General features: G+C 39.0%; 14 protein-coding genes and 3 pseudogenes. 7 read left to right on the top strand and 10 right to left on the bottom strand.

The genetic code is table 11. The features are described 5' to 3' along the window. Window positions 1-127 precede the first annotated feature (127 nt). A complete protein-coding gene (gene rdgC, locus P20652_RS12130) occupies window positions 128-1,045 on the top strand; it encodes a recombination-associated protein RdgC (protein WP_008167477.1) in 918 nt (305 codons plus the stop codon). A gap of 72 nt (window positions 1,046-1,117) precedes the next feature. On the opposite strand, the gene P20652_RS12135 is transcribed toward rdgC, so the two are convergent. Beyond that, window positions 1,118-1,957: an HDOD domain-containing protein gene (locus P20652_RS12135; RefSeq protein ID WP_008167475.1), complete on the bottom strand. Its 840-nt coding sequence runs from the start codon at window positions 1,955-1,957 to the stop codon at window positions 1,118-1,120. Between the two features lie 296 nt (window positions 1,958-2,253). Here P20652_RS12135 and P20652_RS12140 point away from each other — a divergent pair, with 296 nt between their 5' ends. Continuing rightward, complete coding sequence (locus tag P20652_RS12140) at window positions 2,254-3,954, top strand: NUDIX hydrolase (RefSeq protein WP_008167474.1); 1,701 nt, start codon at window positions 2,254-2,256, stop codon at window positions 3,952-3,954. Between the two features lie 41 nt (window positions 3,955-3,995). On the opposite strand, the gene P20652_RS12145 is transcribed toward P20652_RS12140, so the two are convergent. After that, window positions 3,996-4,400 (bottom strand): HIT domain-containing protein, encoded by a 405-nt coding sequence (locus P20652_RS12145; protein WP_008167473.1) that lies wholly within the window; start codon window positions 4,398-4,400, stop codon window positions 3,996-3,998. A gap of 111 nt (window positions 4,401-4,511) precedes the next feature. On the opposite strand from P20652_RS12145, the pseudogene P20652_RS17800 reads away from it, so the two are divergent. Beyond that, window positions 4,512-6,738, top strand: a pseudogene (locus P20652_RS17800) (DPP IV N-terminal domain-containing protein). 146 nt (window positions 6,739-6,884) lie between these two features. Then, window positions 6,885-8,523, top strand: a pseudogene (locus P20652_RS17795) (methyl-accepting chemotaxis protein). 93 nt (window positions 8,524-8,616) lie between these two features. Here the strand turns inward: P20652_RS17795 and P20652_RS12150 are convergent. Next, window positions 8,617-10,152 (bottom strand): leucyl aminopeptidase family protein, encoded by a 1,536-nt coding sequence (locus P20652_RS12150; RefSeq protein WP_008167467.1) that lies wholly within the window; start codon window positions 10,150-10,152, stop codon window positions 8,617-8,619. 131 nt (window positions 10,153-10,283) lie between these two features. Further along, a complete protein-coding gene (dinB, locus tag P20652_RS12155; protein WP_008167466.1) occupies window positions 10,284-11,336 on the bottom strand; it encodes a DNA polymerase IV in 1,053 nt (350 codons plus the stop codon). A 419-nt stretch (window positions 11,337-11,755) separates the two neighbouring features. On the opposite strand from dinB, the gene P20652_RS12160 reads away from it, so the two are divergent. The 3 genes from P20652_RS12160 (at window position 11,756) to P20652_RS12170 (ending at window position 14,291) form a co-directional block, all read left to right on the top strand. Beyond that, window positions 11,756-12,190, top strand: coding sequence for a thioesterase family protein (locus tag P20652_RS12160; RefSeq protein ID WP_008167465.1), 435 nt, complete (start codon window positions 11,756-11,758; stop codon window positions 12,188-12,190). A 9-nt stretch (window positions 12,191-12,199) separates the two neighbouring features. Continuing rightward, a complete protein-coding gene (locus P20652_RS12165) occupies window positions 12,200-13,252 on the top strand; it encodes an aldo/keto reductase (RefSeq protein ID WP_008167464.1) in 1,053 nt (350 codons plus the stop codon). 115 nt (window positions 13,253-13,367) lie between these two features. Then, window positions 13,368-14,291, top strand: coding sequence for an ABC transporter substrate-binding protein (locus P20652_RS12170; RefSeq protein WP_033017276.1), 924 nt, complete (start codon window positions 13,368-13,370; stop codon window positions 14,289-14,291). Here P20652_RS12170 and P20652_RS12175 read toward each other — a convergent pair. The 6 genes and pseudogenes from P20652_RS12175 to P20652_RS12195 all read right to left on the bottom strand — a co-directional run bounded on the left by P20652_RS12175 (window position 14,242) and on the right by P20652_RS12195 (window position 20,674). Then, the gene (locus P20652_RS12175; protein ID WP_008167462.1) at window positions 14,242-14,862 is read right to left on the bottom strand and encodes a fumarylacetoacetate hydrolase family protein; all 621 of its coding nucleotides are present in this window, start codon (window positions 14,860-14,862) and stop codon (window positions 14,242-14,244) included. The genes P20652_RS12170 and P20652_RS12175 overlap by 50 nt on opposite strands. 284 nt (window positions 14,863-15,146) lie before the next feature. After that, on the bottom strand, window positions 15,147-17,114 hold the full coding sequence (locus tag P20652_RS12180) for a hybrid sensor histidine kinase/response regulator (RefSeq protein ID WP_008167461.1): 1,968 nt from the start codon (window positions 17,112-17,114) through the stop codon (window positions 15,147-15,149). 10 nt (window positions 17,115-17,124) lie between these two features. Further along, entirely contained in the window at window positions 17,125-17,586 is a 462-nt protein-coding gene (locus tag P20652_RS12185; RefSeq protein ID WP_008167460.1) for a response regulator, read from the bottom strand. After that, a pseudogene (locus P20652_RS17790) lies at window positions 17,587-19,070 on the bottom strand (CHASE3 domain-containing protein). A 38-nt stretch (window positions 19,071-19,108) separates the two neighbouring features. Then, window positions 19,109-19,318, bottom strand: a complete 210-nt coding sequence (locus tag P20652_RS12190; protein ID WP_008167456.1) for a histidine kinase dimerization/phospho-acceptor domain-containing protein — start codon at window positions 19,316-19,318, stop codon at window positions 19,109-19,111. A gap of 15 nt (window positions 19,319-19,333) precedes the next feature. Continuing rightward, window positions 19,334-20,674, bottom strand: a complete 1,341-nt coding sequence (locus tag P20652_RS12195) for a sigma-54 dependent transcriptional regulator (protein ID WP_008167453.1) — start codon at window positions 20,672-20,674, stop codon at window positions 19,334-19,336. Window position 20,675 lies beyond the last annotated feature (1 nt).

Here is a 20,675-nt window from a genome sequence, read left to right as displayed (position 1 = left end):
CCCCCCCTTAAAATAGAACAAATATTAATCCAAAAATATCAACAAGCCCTAGTAACAAATCAGTCATTTCGAGATGCTGTTTTTATTGCTATGATTGAATAAATTTTTCAAATGGATTAATTCCCCTATGTGGTTTAGTAACCTTATTTGTTACCGCTTTAAGCAAGACGTTTCATATACTCAAGAAGCTTTTGATAAAGCACTAGAGCAAGATTTATTTCGCCCATGTACTGGCCAAGAACTAACTACATTTGGTTGGACGAAGGCGTTTGGAAAGCATGGTGAAACGTTATCGCACTTTTCTCAAAAAAGTATTTTAGTGTGTGCTAAGCGTGAAGAAAAAGTATTGCCTGCTTCTGTTATTAATGAACTTGTTGCTGAAAAAGTTGATTTAATTGAAGCCGAAGAAAATCGTCCAGTTAAAAAGAAAGAAAAAGATGAACTAAAAGAGAATATTCTTCACACTCTTCTTCCTCAAGCATTTAAAAAATCAAGTTTACAATTTGCATTTATTGACCAAGAAAATGGTTGGGTTGTTGTAAATAGTGGTAGCTTTAACAAAGCTGAAGAGTTACTCGCATTACTTCGTAAATCATTGGGAACATTACCCGTTGTACCTGCGTTTGCTAACTACGACCTAGATGTATTTTTAACTGATTGGTTAACTAACTTTAGTACGCCAGAGGGTTTTGCAATCGGCTCAGACGCAGAACTTGAAGAAGCAGACGACAGTGGCGCTCAAGTTAAGCTAAAAGGCCATGATCTATCATGTGACGAAGTTAAATCACACCTAGAAAGTGGTAAACGTGTTACTAAACTTGCCCTTGATTGGCAAGAACGCCTTAAATTTATGTTGCAAAACGATGGTTCAATTAAACGTTTGAGCTACTCAGAAACACTAAAAGAAGAAAATGCTGACATACCTAAAGAAGATATGGCAGTAAAATTAGATGCAGACTTTATTTTAGCTTCTGAAGAAATTAAGCAATTGCTTGAAGAACTAACTGCTGGCTTAGGTGATATTGAAGACTTAGCTAAATCATAACGTTAATCTTGTTTTAAGCATAAAAAAAGCACGATTAAATCGTGCTTTTTTTTAATTCATTTTAGGGGATATTCAGCTAAACATATCTTTTACATCTGTTAGCATTTCATTGTACTCATCACTTGTGAATAACTGCATAGAAGGAATAACCCCTTTATCTATGTATGTTTGCAACGCTGCTGACTTATCAGAAACTTGTAACGTCCCCTCTAATATTGCCCCTACGCGAATAAAGTCAACGTAACTTACTTGCTCTGGTTTATAGCTAGCATCAGCCCAGCTTTGAGCAACATCAACAAACTCTTTAGGAAACTCCCACGCAAACATAATTGAAGAGCCTATTTTGCCACTCAACTTTTGAATCGCATGAGCTAGAAAACTTGGATTAGCAAATACCTCAGGGTGGCGCTCAGCTTCTGTTAAAATTGGTAATACACCAATATTATAAACAAGCGCAGTAAGTGTAATTGAATCACGATTTAATGAAGTGTGTTTATTGTTTTTTAAATAAAACTCCATTAATGATATTGAATGACTAGCAACGATTAATGTTTTTTGCCACGCCTTGCCCATGTAGCCTTTAATCAGCTCATTGTTTGATACAAATAATTGCTCCATAGCCATAGCCGTTGCAATATTTTTAATTTGGCGCAACCCAATGCGAGTCACTGCTTGTTGTAAATTAGATACTTTTATAGAGCGTCCCATAATTGCACTATTAGCCACTTTAATCATACGAGCAGATAAAGCAGGATCTTGTGATATAACATCTGACATTTGCATTAAATTCACATCAGGGTTATCTGCAGCTTGTCGAACCTTAATCGCTACCTCTGGTAGCGTTGGTAAAACTAACGTATCGTTATTTATTCTATCAACTAAAATCGTTAATAAAGCATTTTCTGTAGACATAAAGCTGCCATCCTTTTGTGTTTAGTCTGTAAATTAACTATAAATTTGAGCAGTTAATTTTTGTATTATTAATAGAGTTAGTATTGCCTAACTTACCGATAAAGTTAATAAAATTATAGAAGTTTATTTTTATCTATCTTCCTTTGCCTCATCCATGTGCTTTACAACGCCAAATACTTGCTATTTACCATTCAGTTTTGCTTTAATGCAACCACAATAAGGAAGCGTTTGTGCCTTTTTTAGTGTTTTTCTAGCCAGTACAAATTATTAAACTTACTTTTTTAACGGGCAATATGATGATCTTAAATAAAATTAGCCAAGCAATTATGCTATCTGGTGTCGTTTTTCTTAGTGCATGTTCTGAACAAGCGCCGTCTTCTAGCGACAACACAGCCACAGAGCTTCCTCAAAAAAGCAATCCACAATCAGGCTCTGAGCCTATTAATGCAGATCAACAACGTTTAGATATTTACACCGACTTTAGCTTAAAAAGTGATTTATCACACTTAAGCGACAACCAACGAGCGATGGTTGCAAAGCTTATTGATGCTTCAAAAATAATGGACGCGTTATTTTGGAAGCAATCTTTTGGTGAAAATAAAGATGCTTTTTTAGCAAAACTAAACGACGACAAAGTACGTAAATTTGCCGATATTAACTACGGTCCATGGGATCGTTTGAATGGCGATGAAGCGTTTTTATCTGGTTATAAAGAAAAACCCCTTGGCGCACAGTTTTACCCTGCTGATATAACCAAAGAAGAGTTAAACAATGCAGATGTTGAAGACAAAACAGGCCTTTACTCTGTAATTAAGCGTGATGAGCAAGGTAAGCTTTACAGCGTGCCATACTCAAAAGAATACGCTAATAGGCTTTCAAAAGCCGCAGACCTTTTACGTCAAGCAAGTAAACTTGCTGATGACAAAGAGTTTGCTAATTACTTAAACCTGCGTGCTGATGCACTACAAAAAGATGACTTCCAAGCTTCTGACTTTGCTTGGATGGATATGAAAAATAACCCAGTAGATGTGGTTATTGGTCCTATTGAGACTTATGAAGATCAATTATTTGGTTACCGTGCAGCGTATGAATCTTACGTACTTATTAAAGATTTAAAATGGAGCGAGCGCTTAGCTAAATTTGCAGCATTTTTACCTGATCTTCAAAAAGACTTACCCGTTGATGCTAAGTACAAACAAGAAGTACCAGGCTCTGACGCCGACCTAAATGCATATGATGTCGTTTACTACGCAGGGCATTCAAACGCCGGCAGCAAAACAATTGCAATTAACTTACCAAACGATGAGCAAGTACAGCTAGAAAAAGGAACTCGTCGCCTGCAACTTAAAAATGCGATGCGCGCTAAGTTTGATAAAATTTTAGTACCAATTTCAGAGCAGTTAATCGTACCTGAGCAGCGTAAACACATTACTTTTGATGCATTTTTTGCCAACACCATGTTCCACGAAGTGGCTCACGGTTTAGGTATTAAAAATACAATCACTGGTAAAGGCACAGTTCGCCAATCACTACAAGAACACGCCAGTGCGCTTGAAGAAGGTAAAGCCGACATTTTAGGCCTGTATATGATTGAGCAATTGCTTAAAAAGGGCGAAATTACAGAAGGAACTATTGAAGATTATTACACGACCTTTATGGCGGGTATATTCCGCTCAGTTCGTTTTGGAGCATCAAGCGCGCATGGTAAAGCAAATATGATCCGCTTTAACTTTTTTGCTCAAGAAGGCGCTTTTTCTAAAAATGAAGAAGGCCTGTACCGCGTTAATATGGAAAAAATGAGCATTGCAATGGCCAAGCTTTCTCGCTTAATTTTAACCTTACAAGGTGATGGCGATTACGAAAAGGTAGATCAGCTAATTGCAACACATGGCGATATCAAAGAAGAACTTGCTGAAGACTTAGAAAAACTAAGCAAAGCAAATATCCCTGTAGATGTAACGTTTAAACAAGGTAAAGAAGTGCTAGGGCTCAAATAAGCTTAGTTAAACTTAGCTAAACCCTAAAAAAGCGTTGCAGTTTAAAACTGCAGCGCTTTTTTTAACTCTGTAATTTGTACATCTGTATAAGGCACTGCTGGATACTTACCCCAAATTGGCGCAGGCCAGGCAGCATCAGTCGTAAAACGTGCTATATGATGAATATGTAATTGCGGCACCATATTACCCAAAGCCGCTATGTTTAATTTATCCGGGCTAAACACATCCATTAATAATTTACTTAGCTTGGCTGACTCTTTTAAATACACAATTTGATCATCCTCAGATAAATCAATTATCTCTTTTAAGTTAGCCTGCCTAGGCACTAATACAAACCACGGATATTGGCTGTCGTTCAATAAAAGTACTTTACACAGTGGCCAATCGGCAAGCTCTATACAGTCGCGTTTAAGTTCTGGCGCTAGTTTAAATTCAGGGTGAGTCATTGTTATGTCCTACTTTGTCTTTAATAATCGCCACTTTATAGCATTTAGTTGCAGTTGCACACGCTTGGCTTTACCATCAAAGCAATATTTATAATAAGCTAAGGCAACCTTGTGCTAAAAAAAATAAAACACCTCTCACTAGCCCTACCATTAATGGTTGGCGCTATTAGTGTTCAAGCAAAACCTTTATCGTTGGAGCGTATTTTTGACGATCCGAGCCTTTCTGGTAAATCGCCTGTACAACTTAAATTTTCGCCTGACGGCAGCCGTGTAACTTATTTACAAGGCAAAAGCGATGACTACAACCGCTACGATTTATGGGAATACAATCTAAAAGATAACACCAACCGTGTACTAGTTGATTCGGCAAAGTTATTTTCAGGCCCAGAAAACCTATCTGATGAAGAAAAAGCACGCCGCGAACGCCAACGTATTTTTGGTAAAGGCATATTAGAATACAAATGGTCTAAAGACGGTAAAGCACTTTTATTCCCACTTAACGGCGACCTTTACTATTACGATTTAGCCTCTGCTAAAAGTAAAAAACTAACCGACACTGAAACATTTGAAACCGATGCACGCTTTTCACCTAAAGGTAACTACGTATCGTTTATTCGAGAGCAAAACCTATTCGCTTTAGAGCTTGAATCAGGTAAAGAGATTCAGCTTAGTAAAGATGGCGGCGGCGTAATTAAAAACGGCATGGCCGAATTTGTAGCTCAAGAAGAAATGAGCCGCATGACCGGTTACTGGTGGTCAGGTGATGAAACTAAAATTGCCTATACCCGCGTTGACGAAACCCCAGTTAAAGAAGCTATCCGTAACGAAATTTACGCTGACGAAGTTAAATTATTTAACCAACGCTACCCGTTTACTGGTACCGATAACGTAAAAATTCAACTCGGTGTGGTTAAGCTAAACGACCAAAAAGTAGATTGGATTGATTTAGGTAAAGATGAAGACATTTATATCGCGCGTGCAAAATGGCTAAATGACGGCAATACACTGTCGTACCAATGGCAAAATCGCTCGCAACATAAACTAGAACTGCGTTTTTATAACAGCGAAACTAAAGCCCAAAAAGTTGCGCTGACCGAAAACAGCGAAACGTGGATAAACCTACATTTTGATCTTGAGTTTTTTAAAAGACAAAAAACACTTTGTATGGGCATCTGAGCGTGACGGTTTTAAACACTTATATCTGTATCGCACAAACGGTCAACTTGTTCGCCAAATTACCTCAGGTGATTGGGCTGTTGATAGCTTAAAAGGTATTGATGAGAAAAAAGGCATTATTTACTTTGCCGGTCGAAAAGATACACCGCTTGAAAGCCATTTATACAGCGCGCCTTTATTTAAAAAAGGCGATGCCAAACGTATCACCGAAAAAGGCCAGTACCATAATGTTGTGCTAGCAAAAGACAGTAAAACCTTTATCGATAATAGCTCATCTGATAATAAACCAAACTCAGCAGCACTTCGTAAAGTAAACGGCGAATTTATTACCTGGCTTGAAGAAAACAAGCTTGATAGCAGCCACCCGCTTACCCCTTATTTAAGCGACTTAACAAAACCAGAATACGGCACAATTCAAGCCGATGATGGTCAAGTTATGCATTACCGTTTATTTAAGCCGAGCAACATTACTAATGACAAAAAGCACCCTGTTATTGTTAACGTATACGGCGGGCCGCATGCCCAACGAGTGACGAATAGCTGGCGCAGTAAAAACTTGTACTTTCAGTACATGGCGCAACAAGGTTACGTAATTTTTCAACTGGATAACCGTGGTTCGTACAACCGTGGTAAAAAGTTTGAAGATGCTATTTATAAAAACCTAGGTGTGGTTGAAGTTGCCGATCAAATTAAAGGCGTAGAGTTTTTACGTACACTTGATTACGTAGACCCACAACGCATTGGTGTTTATGGCCACAGCTACGGCGGCTACATGGCACTTATGACTATGTTTAAAGCAGGCGATTACTTTCAAGCCGGCGTATCGGGTGCTCCAGTAACCGATTGGGCTCTATACGATACGCATTACACAGAGCGTTATTTAGGTCACCCTGATACGAATGCTAAAGGCTACGAAGACAGCGCAGTATTTCCATATGCAGATGGCTTAAAAGGCCCATTAATGATTTATCATGGCATGGCTGACGACAATGTATTGTTTACGCATTCAACTAAATTGTTCAAACAACTGCAAGATAACGAAAAACAGTTTGAAATGATGACCTACCCAGGCTCTAAACACAGCCTACGTGGAAAACAGGTTCAAACACACTTACATCAAACAATTACAAACTTCTTTAATCGTCATTTTGATGTTAAATAGTTAAACGGTGTTAAAAAATAAACTAAAGGCTGATTGAGAAATCAGCCTTTTTTTTGCATTAATGAGTGGCAAACCTAGATTAAATTCTTTTTTTAGCTACGCTTATCCTATGCACTTTTTAGTGCAAACTTATAAAGGATAAATGTATGCTCAACCTTCGTCGTTTTAGTATCTTTCAACGTTTCGCTATTTTGGTAGGTATTGTTGTTTTTGGTTTGATCGTATTAAGTATTTCAAGCTTAACTCATCAATATGATGCACTTAAAAACGAGCAATACCTCAAAACACAAAATGTAGTAGAGACCGCATATAGCGTTATTGATCATTTTTATACGCTTGAAAAAAATAAAGAACTCACACAACAACAAGCACAATTACAAGCAATGCAAGCCATTCGCGCACTGAGGTATGACAACACCAATTATTTTTGGATTAATAGCTACCAACCAAAAATGCTAATGCATCCTATAAAACCAGCGCTCGAAGGCAAAGACTTAACCAATAACAAAGATCCCGACGGAAAGGCCCTCTTTGTTGATATGGTAAATATTGTCAAAAGCACTGGTGAAGGCTTTATCCCCTATAAATGGCCAAAAACCTGGAAATGATAACCCAGTCGATAAAATTGCATTTGTTAAAGGGTTTAATCAATGGCAATGGATTATTGGCTCTGGTGTTTATCTTGATTCAATCGATGTTGCGTTTGAGGAACAACGTAATTTAATAATTATAAATGCAATTATAATGATACTTGCCGTTATCTTACTTTGTTACTTTATAGGTAAGAGCGTTATTGTACCTACACGACTTGCAGCTGATATGATGAAAGATATTTCGCAAGGTGAGGGGGATTTAACACGCAGCTTAAACGAAGAAGGGAATGACGAAATTTCAGAACTATCTCACTCATTTAATTCTTTTATATCAAAAATGCGTAAATCTTTAATTGATGTATCGCAAAGCGCGACTGACGTAAATGAGCATGCATATACAGTGGATGAATCAAGCAAAACAAGTCATTCATTTATTGAACTACAAAATGACAGCTCAACACAAGTAGCAGCTGCTATGGAGCAAATGACCCACCAAATACATGACGTGAGCCAAAATGCAGAAGCCGCTGAACAAGCTGCAATTGATGCAGCGAAAAACGCTTCCACAGGTAAAAATGTAGTGGCTCAAACAATTACAGCCATAGAGACGCTTTCTAGCAACATAGAAACAGTAAGCCGGGTAACGGAAGATTTAGCCAACGAGAGCCATAATATAGGGTCAGTGCTTGATGTAATTAGGAGTATTTCGGAGCAAACTAACTTGCTGGCTTTAAACGCTGCGATTGAGGCTGCGCGCGCAGGTGAGCATGGTCGTGGCTTTGCTGTTGTTGCCGATGAAGTGCGTACTTTAGCAAGCCGTACAGGCCAAAGTACGGATGAAATACAAGCTATGATAACCAAACTACAAGACGGAACTAAAGCCGCTGTTGAAGCTGTAAAAGCCAGCCAAGCGCTCTCTATATCGACCGTAGAGCAGGCATCATTGGCTAATACCTCTCTTGATGAAATAGAAAGACTGGTGTCTATAATTACCGAAATGAATAGTCAAATAGCGCGCGCCACAGAACAACAAACACAAGCCGCTGATGAAGTTAATTTACGGATAAATGACCTATCACACTCCACAGAAAAATCATTAAATAATACGACGCAACTTACAGATGCAAGTGAAAAACTAAAACTAAGTAGCTCAGAGCTATCTAGTGTTGTTAAGCGTTTTAAATTAGACTAACTAACCTAAACTCTGGGTAATAAATCGCTTAAAAAACTCAGTTTAGATAGATATTTAGCAAAAAGCCCTGAAAATTCAGGGCTTTTTATTTACTTATAAGCAGTAACGTGCAAACAAGCTCGTTACTGATGCAGCTGTTGGCTTGCCATGTTGCCAATCACCGCCTTCTACACCGCTACCAGCAATATCCATATGCACATAGGGTAAAGGCTGTACAGAATCGTTACCATGCTTATCTAGCCCACCAACAATAGCCATAAACGCCATTGGGAACTGATGCCCACGAGCAGTAACTGCAGATGCCGCATTATTACTAGAGAGTACATCGTCAGCTAGCGTGCGTGGTTTAATAAAATCGTAATCTTCACGGCGAGAACGCGATACTTCTGCACCATCAGCCCATAAGTCACCCAAATCGGCTATTTGACGTGAAATACCAGCGCTACGAGCTGGACCATTTTCAACATACGCACCGTAAGGACCCATAGCACGAGCAGCATGTCCCGTTAATGTAGCAACAGTAAACAACGTTGGGTTTATTTCAGTTTTAGCTAAATCTTTCATTTCGCTTAGCAGGTCGCCCATTGCCAAGCGCCCTTCTGCATCAGTATTACCAATACGTACACGGATACCTTCGCGGCTAGTAATAATTTCATCTGGCACAAAACAATCTGAGCCAATAGAGTTACGAACAACGGCTAAGTACGATACCACTTTAACGCCTTTAGGCTGGTAATCAGCAACCGCTTTCATAAACCCCGCAACAGATGCTGCACCGCCTTTATCGCGACTCATGCCTGCCATATGACCACCCACTTTTAAATCAGCACCGCCTGTATCGTATACAAGACCCTTACCTACAAACATAAGTGTGCGAGTAATTTCGCCCTCAGGTACATATTCAAGCTTAACAACACGAGGGTGATGGCGCTCAACTGCATACGATGCGCGAGCAACCGTGCTTAACATTGGGTAATTTTTATCAATAGCTGCAATATCATCGATTACATCAACCGCAATGTTTGAGCCTTTAAATAAATCAACGCAGTAATCAGCAAACCGTGGTGGAGCCATGCGTTCAGGTTCAGTACCGCATAAATCACGCGCAGCATATTGACCAGCAGCAATTGCATTAACGGCTTTAATTGTTTGCCCACTTGCGCCAACTAAACCAATGCTTGTTATAGGTTCAATACTCTCGCCATGAAATTCACGTGCTTCTAACGGCTGCCACAATGCTTGGCAAGCACCTAAATAAGCAACTTCCAGCGCATGTTGGTAACGGCTATCACCATTTAAATTAGGTAAAAATAATGCAGGATTAACACTGCCCGATGCTTTAGCTTCATTAATAGCGAGTTTTGCCGCATCAAAATAACGGCGTACATCGTCATAATCTCTATTTAGCGGACCGGTTGGCGCAAGCACTACACGCTTATTTTCAATCACTAATAAAGTAACTTGTTTACCAATGCGAGAATCTACTTTTGCCTGCGCTAAAACAGCATCACGTAGCGAGTTATTTGGTAATTTAGAAAAGTCGTCACTAATAATGATTAATGCATCATGAGATGTGCAGTCAAGGCTAGCACTTACTGGCTGAGCCAACACGGCTTGTGGATATGCCATAAATAAAGGTCCTGTTAAAAAACATAAGCCCCTATTATCGTCGATTTGAATATTGAAGACCAGCAAGCAGGAATAAGTGTTTAGTTTAATTGGTTGTTTAATGGCAACTTGTGGTTACAGACTTTACAGTCTTAATCGAGAATACTAAGTTGGAAATTTTGATCTGGTTGGTTTTTAATACCCACCCCAATACCTAAAAGCCTGACCGGTTGCGATACACCTCGCTGATAAGCTTTAGTAAGTAGTTGTGCAAAAACCTCGGTATTTAATTGGTGGTATGCCTGATCGGCTGAGGTCACTATAAAATTAGCAAATTTAACTTTAACGCTCAGTTTATTAATCCGGTTTTGTAATTGCTGTTTATTAAGTCTTAAAACTAATTCGTCTAATAACTTTGGCAGCTCATCTAGGCACTCTTGCAAACTTGTTTTATTGTATTCGTAAGTATGCTCAACACTCAGCGACTTTCTGATGCGATCTGTTGATACTTTACCAACATATTCACCTGCACACTTTTGGTAAAGCGACACACCAAAATTACCCACATGTTGCTGCATCCAATTTACGCCTTTTTCACGTACATCTTTACCTGTATATAAGCCTTTTAAATTGAGTTTTTCGAGCGTTACTTTACCCACACCCGGAATTTTACCCAGAGGTAATTGTGCTAAAAAATCATCGACCTCATTAGGTAATACTACAAATTGCCCATTGGGCTTATTTTCGTCACTGGCTATTTTGGCAATAAACTTTATAGGCGCAATTCCTGCTGATGCAGTGAGTCCCGTTGCATTAAAAATATCAGCTCTTATTTGTTGTGCAATAAGCGTGGCACTGCCTTTACAAATATTGCTATTAGTTACATCAAGGTAGGCTTCGTCAAGGGAAAGAGGCTCTATTAAGTCTGTATAGCTGTTAAATACTTCGCGTATTTGATTTGAAGCTTCTTTATAAACAGACATACGCCCAGGTACAATAACTAAATCAGGGCACAATTGTTTAGCATGATAGTTCGACATAGCCGAGCGCACGCCATACTCTCTAGCTATATAGTTAGCGGTTGAGAGCACGCCTCGTCGGCTATTGCCTCCAATCGCAAGCGGTAAATGTGCAAGTTTTGGGTTATCCCGCATTTCTACCGCTGCGTAAAAGCAATCCATGTCTATGTGAATAAACTTTTTCATCACTGCAATTAAAACTGTTTATTTATACAGTTATTATTATAGAATCGGTTGTGATAAGCAAGCTTAGTTAACTATTAAAAAAAGCGTTTATTCTCTCCTGACTCTTTACAACTTCGAAGCCAGAAAATAACCTCAAAGAAAAATCCCGCTAAAATTAATATTATAGCGCCAGACTCATTACCCATTGCGTAACAGGTAAAAGAGGCTATAAAAACCAGACAAGCTAAAAGCCAATTAATTATATTCTGCATGTGTACCTCTTGTGTGTGTGTGTTTGTCATGTGTATTTTTTCTGTGTTTGCTAACTGTAGACCTAAAATTAATTCGGTACAATCATCTTATAAAAAACATGGAATTAATTACCTTGAGCTCATAACCCCATATTGATAATCTAAGTGTTTTAAAATTAAGGGCTAATAATGCAAACGTTTAAAGATCAGCACCTCATTCATACCGACATCACCGTAGCATGGGCTGATATGGACGCACTACAACACGTGAACAATGTAGTATATTTACGTTACTTTGAAATAGCCCGAATCGACTTTTTAAATAAAATAAATCTGTTCGACACAATAAGCCCTACTGGCGTGGGTCCGGTAATAAGCGAAAATAACATTCGCTACAAACGCCCAGTAACGTTCCCAGATACGCTTACAGTCGGTGTTACTATTTCCGATATAAAAACAGACCGATTTGTTATGAATTACACCGTATTTAGTCACGCACAAAACGCTATAACAACAACAGGCACTTCAAAAGTGGTTATGTTTGATTTTGAAACAGGCCAAAAAGCACTAATTGCAGAGCCTCTTTTATCAGCGTTAGTTAGCTACTCTCAAGACGAACAATAAGGAATTCTCATGCAATACAGCCCACTTGGCAGCAGTGGTATTAACGTTTCAAGAGCATGTTTAGGCAGTATGACTTGGGGTAAACAAAATACTCAAAGCGATGCTGATGAGCAAATAAGCTATGCACTTGAGCAAGGCGTAAACTTTATTGATACAGCCGAAATGTATGCTGTGCCTCCATCTCCAGATACCTATGGTAAAACAGAGGAAATTATTGGTAACTGGCTATCGCGTAATCAGCAAAGACGCAGCGATATCGTACTTGCTACTAAAATTGCAGGAAATGGGTTGTCGTGGGTACGCGATGGCGGCAATATTACTCGCCAAACAGTAGTAGAAGCCGTGGATGGCTCGCTTAAGCGCCTTCAAACCGACTACATTGATTTATACCAGCTGCATTGGCCAAACCGCTCTACGCCACATTTTGGCAGACAGTGGCCTGGTACACTTAAATTTACCGACGTAAATACACAAGAGCAGCAAGCCAGTATGCTTGATATTCTAGAAGGCCTTAATGAATGTGTTAAAGCAGGTAAAATTAAGCACTGCGGCTTATCTGACGACACACCTTGGGGTATAAGCCAGTTTTTAAGTTTAGCCAAAGAGCATAACTTACCGCGTATGGTATCTATTCAAAATGAGTTTAGCCTTGCGCATGCTAAAGATTGGCCGTATTTAATAGAACAATGTGTACACGAAGATATTGCCTACTTACCGTGGTCGCCTTTAGCTGCTGGTTTGTTAACAGGTAAATACTTAAACGGCGCTCGCCCAGAAGGTTCTCGTTGGACCTTTATGCAGCGCAACGGTATTTTTAGAGATACACCTAATGCAGAGCAAGCTACTAAGCAGTATGTTGAACTGGCTAATGCAAACAATATTACTCCAGCACAACTAGCACTAGCATGGTGTAACCAAGTAGATGGAGTAACCTCTTCAATTATTGGTGCAACAAGCATAGCCCAATTAAAAGAAGATATTGATGCGTTTAACCTAACGTTAAGTGACGAAATTTTAGCTGATATAAACACTATTTTTAAAAGTTACCCAATGCCTTATTAAGCATGTACCAGTTAAAAGCACCCTTAAATAAGGCTGCTTTTAACTAAAATATTGACCCTACTACAACCAATACTATACTTTAAATTCCTGTTATCAATTCAACGAATACTTATCAATGCTGAAAAACAGATACTATGCATTTTGCCTATTAGCTGTATTTAACACATATGCCAGTGAGCAGAAAGTGCAACCTATAGAAGAAATTACTTGGCTGCAAAGTTATACACCTCCATTTCACATAAGCAAAAGCGAAAATGCGCCACAGGGCGGCCTGTGCGATAACTTAACTGAACAACTAATTAGCACTATTACTGATGTAAAACATACTCGCTTAATTGTACCTCAGCAGCGTATAAATAAATATTTAAGTGAAGGAAAAAACGTATGTTTTCCATGTGTTATTTATAAAAAACACAATAACCAATTACTCAGCTACTCAAACCCAACAACGGTATATCCACCGTTTTCAATTATCACGACTAAAGAGCTAAAACCGCAAATAGAGAAAAAGCACGGCTCGCCTATTCACCTTATTAATTTATTAACCGACCCGCAATACGTATACGGGCAAGCGGCTGCACGTAAATTTACAACTAAAATTAATACAATTATCGATAATATAAAAAGAGACACTGATTCATCACTAAGTTGGAGCAGCGAAAATGAAAGTCAGGCTGTTATAGCGCGTTTAAACCATGGCTTTTTAGACTACTCAATTGATTACCCATTTATGGCCGATTATTTTAATCAACAAGAAAAGTTTACAAATATAGTCAGTGTGCCAATTGCAGGAAATAATGAGCAATTTATACGTGGGGCAATAGGTTGTGCGGCTAACGCACCTAATAATTTTGCACAGCAAGCGCTTAAAAAAATTAACCGCGCACTAAAAAATAATGTACTACAATCGCCTGAGTACCAACAAAGTCAGCATAATTGGCTTAAAACTACCTTTGCCGACTTCGATAAACACTACCAACAGCAAGTTATTAATTTTTACTTACTTGCCACTGACGCTCAAGCAAGCACTGATCGTTAGCATAAAGTGCGACAGCAAAAATACTTTTAGCTGTTACCTCACCTACGCCCGACGGTGTGCCTGTCATTACTACGTCACCATCTTCTAAGCTCATAAATTCACTAATTTCTTGTAAAATCGAGTCAGGGTTATGCAGCATAAAGTGAGTATCGCCTTGCTGAACTACTTCATTATTAATTTTAAGTTCAAACGTAAAGTGCTTCATTGCATCGGTCATCGCTACAAAATCAGTTAAAATAACAGAGCCGTCGAACGCTTTAGCGCGCTCCCATGGAAGCCCTTTATTTTTTAATTTACTTTGCACAGTACGCTTAGTTAAATCAAGGCCGAGCCCAACACCTACAAATTTTTTATTTTTAACTACAAAACATAGCTCGGTTTCATAATGCAGCGTATCGCCGTTGTGAGCTGCAAATAACGTATTAGTAAGTGCGCTATTTGGTTTGTTAAATAAAACCATTTGATCTGGCGTTTCGTTATTTAGCTCTGCAATGTGCGCGGTATAGTTTCGACCAACACAGACTACTTTTGATGGTGTTAATTCTTCCGATACTAACTTTATTGAATGCATATAAATAATGTCTCAGTTATTGGACCTGTTGACCTTTCAGGATTAAAATTTGTTCAATCTAGGGGCTATTTAATCGCGGCACGAGGTTTGTAGCCTAGTGGGCTAAGTAAAAACCGAGCAACAAAGAGTAAATAGCCCCTGGGCAGAACCCTTCGGGCAGCGCATGTTTGGCATTTGTGCTACGTTATCGCCTATTTATGGGGAATAACCACACTACACAGGCTCTGCCTTGCCTAAATACCAAACATACTGCTGCAAATTTAACCTCGAAAGATAAACAGGCCCTAGCTAATAAGCGTTTCAAGTAAGCTCAAATTAATAGGTTTAAGTAAAACTCGGTCAATATTTAAATCTTTTATTTCTCTAGGATCTGGCTCTGCCCCACTTACAATCACCAAGCGTAGCTCTGGATATCGCTCATAAATTTGCTGTCCCAAGTCAGTGCCACGCCCATCGGGTAAATGCATATCTAACAATACCTTATTAAATTGCTGGTCGTGATTAAGTATCTGCAAACATTGTGCGCAGCTAGACGCAATGACGGTTTCAACGCCTAAACTTTCTAAAAGTAGCTGCGTAATTTGCGCTGCATCGTGATCGTCTTCTACAAGTAAAAAACGCTGTTTTTTCTCGGTTAAGTCCTTACTGCAATTTATATCTTTAGCTTGCGGTGCATGCTCTGGCGCGACCAAGTAATCTTGCAAACATTGATATAAAGCCGCGCTATCAACAGGCTTTGGTATTACATCGTTAAAACCAAGTGCAGCAAGCTCCTCATGTATACCTTTCATAGTAGCGGCAGTAAGCGCGATTATTGGACCTTTATAGCCCATTTTTCTAAGCTCAATGGTCGCTTCCTTGCCGCCCATTACAGGCATATGAATATCAATAAAAATAATATCGTAAGGCGCTTTATATGCATCTGCAATACGTACTTTTTCAAGTGCTTGCTGACCATGTTCGGCGTAATCTACGCGCGCACCGCAAGAGCTGATCATGTGCCCTACTAGCATGCGTAAATCACGTAAATCATCAACTACTAATACTCGTCCATGCACTTTGCATGGAGCCGATTTATTTTGTAGATGCGGGGCACTACTAAAATTAAGTACTTGTCGTTCTACTTCGCTAATATCACCCGGGTAAACAGAAATCGTAAATGTAGAACCTTTGCCTATTTCAGAGTGCAAACTAATATCACCGTGCATACGCGCTAACAATTCAGCACATATTGCCAAACCTAAGCCTGCGCCACCTACTGAGCGTGATTCTACATCGGCTATTTGTTCAAATGGCTTAAATATGAGTTCTTGTTTTTCAGGGGCAATGCCCATACCTGAATCTTTAATGCTAAAAAATAGCATTTCGCGATCATCAACCCATTGCGTCCACGCATTAACAACAATTTCGCCTTTATCGGTAAATTTAACCGCATTGTTTATTAGATTTATTAAAATTTGGCGAACTCTTGTTGCATCCAGTCGTGCAACCAAAGGTAATGGCTGGTGAGATTCAAAGCGCAGCATGAGCCCCTTATCAAGCACCGATACGCGCATTAGCGTGTATACGTCGGCAAGCATGCTATCAAGGTTAACTTCGCTCAAGGTCAGCTCTAGTTTATCGGCCGCTATTTTAGATAAATCGAGCACATCGTTTAACAGGCTCAATAAATGCTTACCGTTTCGATAAATAACACCCAATTCATTTTCTGCTTGCTGACTAAAGTCGCTCTGCATTAATAGTTCGGTGTAACCTAAAATAGACGATAAAGGGGTACGTAATTCGTGGCTCAAATGAGCTAAAAAGCGGTCTTTTGAGCGATTTTCGGCTTCGGCTTTTAAACGCTCTACTCTCTCGCCTTCTACATCTTTACGCGCTAAAGCATAACGAATAGCGCGCGCAAAGCGGCTCGAACTCATTTCTGTTTTTATTAGGTAATCTACTGCACCAGCATCAAGCGCCGCCGAGTCTAACTCGTCGTTTGACTGCCCGGTAAGCATAATTATGGGGCCGCTAAAGCCATTAGCAATCGCTTCTTTTAATACATCTAAACCATTAGATGCACCCAAGCGGTAATCAAGCAAACAAATGTCGTGCTCATTTTTGCTAAGCGTTGCAATGGCCTGCTCTGGCGAGCTTATCCATTGAATGTTAAACGTGTGTGAATCCAATTGCTCCAAATAGTCACAGGTGAGTATATAATCATCTTCATCATCTTCTACAAGCAGCAACTGAGTCACTTTGTCTAACATAAAATCTCCATTAGTCGTTAAATGTGCTTGGTAGCTCTACAAATTCTACCCAATATTTGCCTAACGTTTTCATCAAATCGACTAAGCCATCAAACGTCACAGGTTTTGTTATGTATGATGCAGCACCTAAGTTATACCCTTTAACCATATCTTCTTCTTGCTTAGACGTAGTTAAAATAACAACCGGAATCCCCTTTAAATTAGGGTTTGCTTTTATAGCTTCAAGCGCTTCACGACCATCCATTCTTGGCATATTTAAATCGAGTAATATTAACCCTGGTCGAGGCGACACCGCTTTATCTTCAAATTTCCCTCTACGCTCTAGGTATTCTAGTAACTCAACACCATCTTCAACGAAATGAAGTTCGTTGAGCACACGACTTTCGGCAAGGGCATCTTGTGTTAACAAACGATCATCTTCATCATCGTCAGCCATTAAAATAGTAATTGGTTTTACTTTTGAATAGGGCATTTAAGCCTCTCCTTGCAATGTGAAAAGCGCAGCTTCCACAGGTAGTTTTATGATGAAGGCTGCACCTTCACCGTCTTTACTCTGGGCTGTAATTGTTCCACCGTGACGCTCTACAATACGTCTACAAACAGAAAGGCCAATACCGGTGCCTTTATATTGGGAGCGTCCATGTAATCGTTGAAACGGTACGAATATTTTATCGGCATAGTCTTGTGAAAAACCAATACCGTTGTCTTCTATTGTAATAACTTGAAAACTTAAATGTGCATTATGATCATCACTAAAAATGTCTTCATTTTGATAGCTAATTTTTATATGAGGGCTTATATCTGGACGCCTAAATTTAACCGCGTTCGACAACAAATTTAAAAAAGTTGCTGCATTTGGCTTTTGTCGGCTTGAATAATTGGGAGGTCTTCGACATCAAATTGTGCATTTGATTCATTTATAGCAATTTCTAAATCACTTAATATATCAGTTACCACTTCGTTTAAATTTGTATCATCAAAATCTTTACCGCGTGTAGTAATACGCGAAAATTCTAGTAAATCATTAATTAGGTTAGACATACGTTGCGCCGCATTTTTCATACGCCCAATGTAATCTATCCCTTTTTCACCGAGATCATCTTTAAACATTGTTTCGAGACGGTCACTAAATGCTTGAATTTTCCTAAGTGGTTCTTGTAAATCATGGCTTGCAACAAAAGCAAACTCTTCAAGCTCTCTATTACTTCGACTTAACTCATCAGAGTATAAAGTCAGCTCTTGCGTACGCTCAGAAACTTTGATTGCTAAACTCTCGTTTTGTTTTTCAAGCTCAAAACGATACTGTGCGGCATTTCTTAAATTTAGACGGGTCACCACAAACATACCAATAATAAGTAATGCACTTGTTACTGCCGTAATTGCAAAGGTAATCTTAGCCTCGTTTTTAATCTTAGCTAACTTAGAAAAATGGCTCACTTTAAAGAGCAATTCACGGTCTTGTATTTCATTAACACTCTCGCGAATTTGCTTATAGAGCTCCCTTCCCTTGTGTGTATTTAATACATACAGCGCACGTCGCTCTTTATCATCAAGCGCAAGATTAACCGTTTTTTTTAGCTCTTTAATTTTACTATCAACTAATGCTAACAACTGAGCAATACGCTCTGCTTGACCTTCTATTTCAGAATGAAGTGATTTAACATGATCTGTTTGCGCCTTAATTTGTCCTATAGCATCATAATAAGGCGTTAAATAATCAACTTCTTCTGTTAGTAAGTAACCACGTTGACCCGACTCAGCTTGCACTACAGATAGATGAATTTGCTCAATTGCCGTTGTCAGCATATTAGTATTGTCTAAACTCTTTTGGGTTTGCGTTAAACCTTGAATCGTATTCAATGCTAAAACTGCGTTACCTACAATAATACTTAACACAACAACTATAAAAGCTGCCCAAGTAACATTCGCTTTACCTTGCTGTTTTTGCTTGCTCATTTAGCTTCCCGAATTAGCGTTTATACAACACTTACTATTTATTGAGAGTCAGTTATTTTTTGTAAACTTTCGCTGCACTGCTGGCAGTTATTAATAATTTTATCAAGTGCATCTAGTGCTTTTTCTTTTGGCATATCGTTTTCAAGTACCAATTTAATAAGTTCTGCATTCATCGATATACGATTAAGCGGCGCTCTTGTATCGTGTACTAATTTATTTAGTTGCTCAGTTTTATTGTCCGATGTCATACCTTTCCTTTAAATCTATTTGTATTCGCCAATACCGCCATACGCATTTAAGCGGTTATAAAGTGTTTTAGTACTAATACCTAACATTTGTGCAGCAAGCGTTTTATTACCTTGAACTTTATCAAGCGTTGCATGAATAAGCTCTTTTTCGACTTCTTCAATGGTTTGTCCTGCTGATACTGGCTTTTCGGCAATTTGATTATTAACACGCGAAAAAGGCGACTCTAAGTTATCTGGTAGAATAATATCGCTGGTTTGCGGATCGCTCATAATAAACGCACGATGTATAGCGTGGCGAATTTCGCGCACATTACCTGGCCACTCGTAACTTTGTAGCTCTTTAAGCTGCGTTGGCGTCCAACTAAATGCAGTACCATTTTCATCATTAAGTTGATCTAAAAAAGCTTTAGCCAATAGAGGAATATCTTCTTTTCTATCGCGAAGCGGCGGTATATCAATAGGAAAAACAGCCAACCTAAAGTAAATATCTTCACGAATAACATTATTTTGCGCTAAATCGGTAAGCGAGCGGTTAGTTGCCGAAATAACACGGCAATTAGTGGGGATTTCTTTATTACCACCTACACGGGTTACTTTTTTAGTTTCAAGCACTCGCAGTAAATTTGGCTGCATATCAATTGGCATTTCGGTTACTTCATCTAAAAACAAAGTACCGTTATTTGATTGTTCAAACACACCTTCTTTGCGTGCAATTGCGCCTGTAAACGCGCCTTTTTCGTGACCAAATAATTCACTGCCAATTAGCTCTTTTGAAAGTGCACCACAGTTGCTCGCAACTAACGGGCCTTCACATTGGCTTGCATTATGAATAGCTTGAGCTACTACTTCTTTACCTGCTCCACTTTCCCCCATAAGCATCACGTTAGCATTTGTTTTAGCAACGCGTTCAATCATGTTGTATAGTTTTTGCATTGGCTCAGACTCACCAATTAACCCACCAAAGTGTCGTTTAATACCGCTCGATTTTGCTTTTTTAACTGTTTTTTTAGGGCCATTTAAAACCAGCTCTAAATCTTCACGTTGCAATGGCTTTAATAAATGCCCTACGTTTGGCTCGCACATGTCAGCTAAAATACCTTTAACTGAAGGATGACCCGATATAAGTGTAATTTTTGGGGATTGCCCAATCGTCTTTAAATGATCAAGCAAGTGCAGGCCGCTACCATCAGGCAACATAAAATCAAGCAGCACATGGTCAAAGGTATTATTTTCAAACCATTGATGTGCTTCTTTTAAGCTGGTAGCAGTGTTTATGTTGTGGCCGAGGAATTCGACTATGTGGCAAACAACGTCACTAAACTCAACGTCATCATCTACTAAAAGTATGTTTAACATG

This window comes from Pseudoalteromonas sp. BSi20652, from assembly GCF_000239855.1.
Classification (GTDB): domain Bacteria; phylum Pseudomonadota; class Gammaproteobacteria; order Enterobacterales; family Alteromonadaceae; genus Pseudoalteromonas.
This window is presented reverse-complemented; position numbering and strand designations above follow the sequence as displayed.

Coding starts and splice junctions, on each gene's coding strand:
- rdgC (WP_008167477.1), top strand. CDS start 128: ATGTGGTTTAGTAACCTTATTTGTTACCGCTTTAAGCAAGACGTTTCA.
- P20652_RS12135 (WP_008167475.1), bottom strand. CDS start 1,957: ATGTCTACAGAAAATGCTTTATTAACGATTTTAGTTGATAGAATAAAT.
- P20652_RS12140 (WP_008167474.1), top strand. CDS start 2,254: ATGATCTTAAATAAAATTAGCCAAGCAATTATGCTATCTGGTGTCGTT.
- P20652_RS12145 (WP_008167473.1), bottom strand. CDS start 4,400: ATGACTCACCCTGAATTTAAACTAGCGCCAGAACTTAAACGCGACTGT.
- P20652_RS12150 (WP_008167467.1), bottom strand. CDS start 10,152: ATGGCATATCCACAAGCCGTGTTGGCTCAGCCAGTAAGTGCTAGCCTT.
- dinB (WP_008167466.1), bottom strand. CDS start 11,336: ATGAAAAAGTTTATTCACATAGACATGGATTGCTTTTACGCAGCGGTA.
- P20652_RS12160 (WP_008167465.1), top strand. CDS start 11,756: ATGCAAACGTTTAAAGATCAGCACCTCATTCATACCGACATCACCGTA.
- P20652_RS12165 (WP_008167464.1), top strand. CDS start 12,200: ATGCAATACAGCCCACTTGGCAGCAGTGGTATTAACGTTTCAAGAGCA.
- P20652_RS12170 (WP_033017276.1), top strand. CDS start 13,368: ATGCTGAAAAACAGATACTATGCATTTTGCCTATTAGCTGTATTTAAC.
- P20652_RS12175 (WP_008167462.1), bottom strand. CDS start 14,862: ATGCATTCAATAAAGTTAGTATCGGAAGAATTAACACCATCAAAAGTA.
- P20652_RS12180 (WP_008167461.1), bottom strand. CDS start 17,114: ATGTTAGACAAAGTGACTCAGTTGCTGCTTGTAGAAGATGATGAAGAT.
- P20652_RS12185 (WP_008167460.1), bottom strand. CDS start 17,586: ATGCCCTATTCAAAAGTAAAACCAATTACTATTTTAATGGCTGACGAT.
- P20652_RS12190 (WP_008167456.1), bottom strand. CDS start 19,318: ATGACATCGGACAATAAAACTGAGCAACTAAATAAATTAGTACACGAT.
- P20652_RS12195 (WP_008167453.1), bottom strand. CDS start 20,674: ATGTTAAACATACTTTTAGTAGATGATGACGTTGAGTTTAGTGACGTT.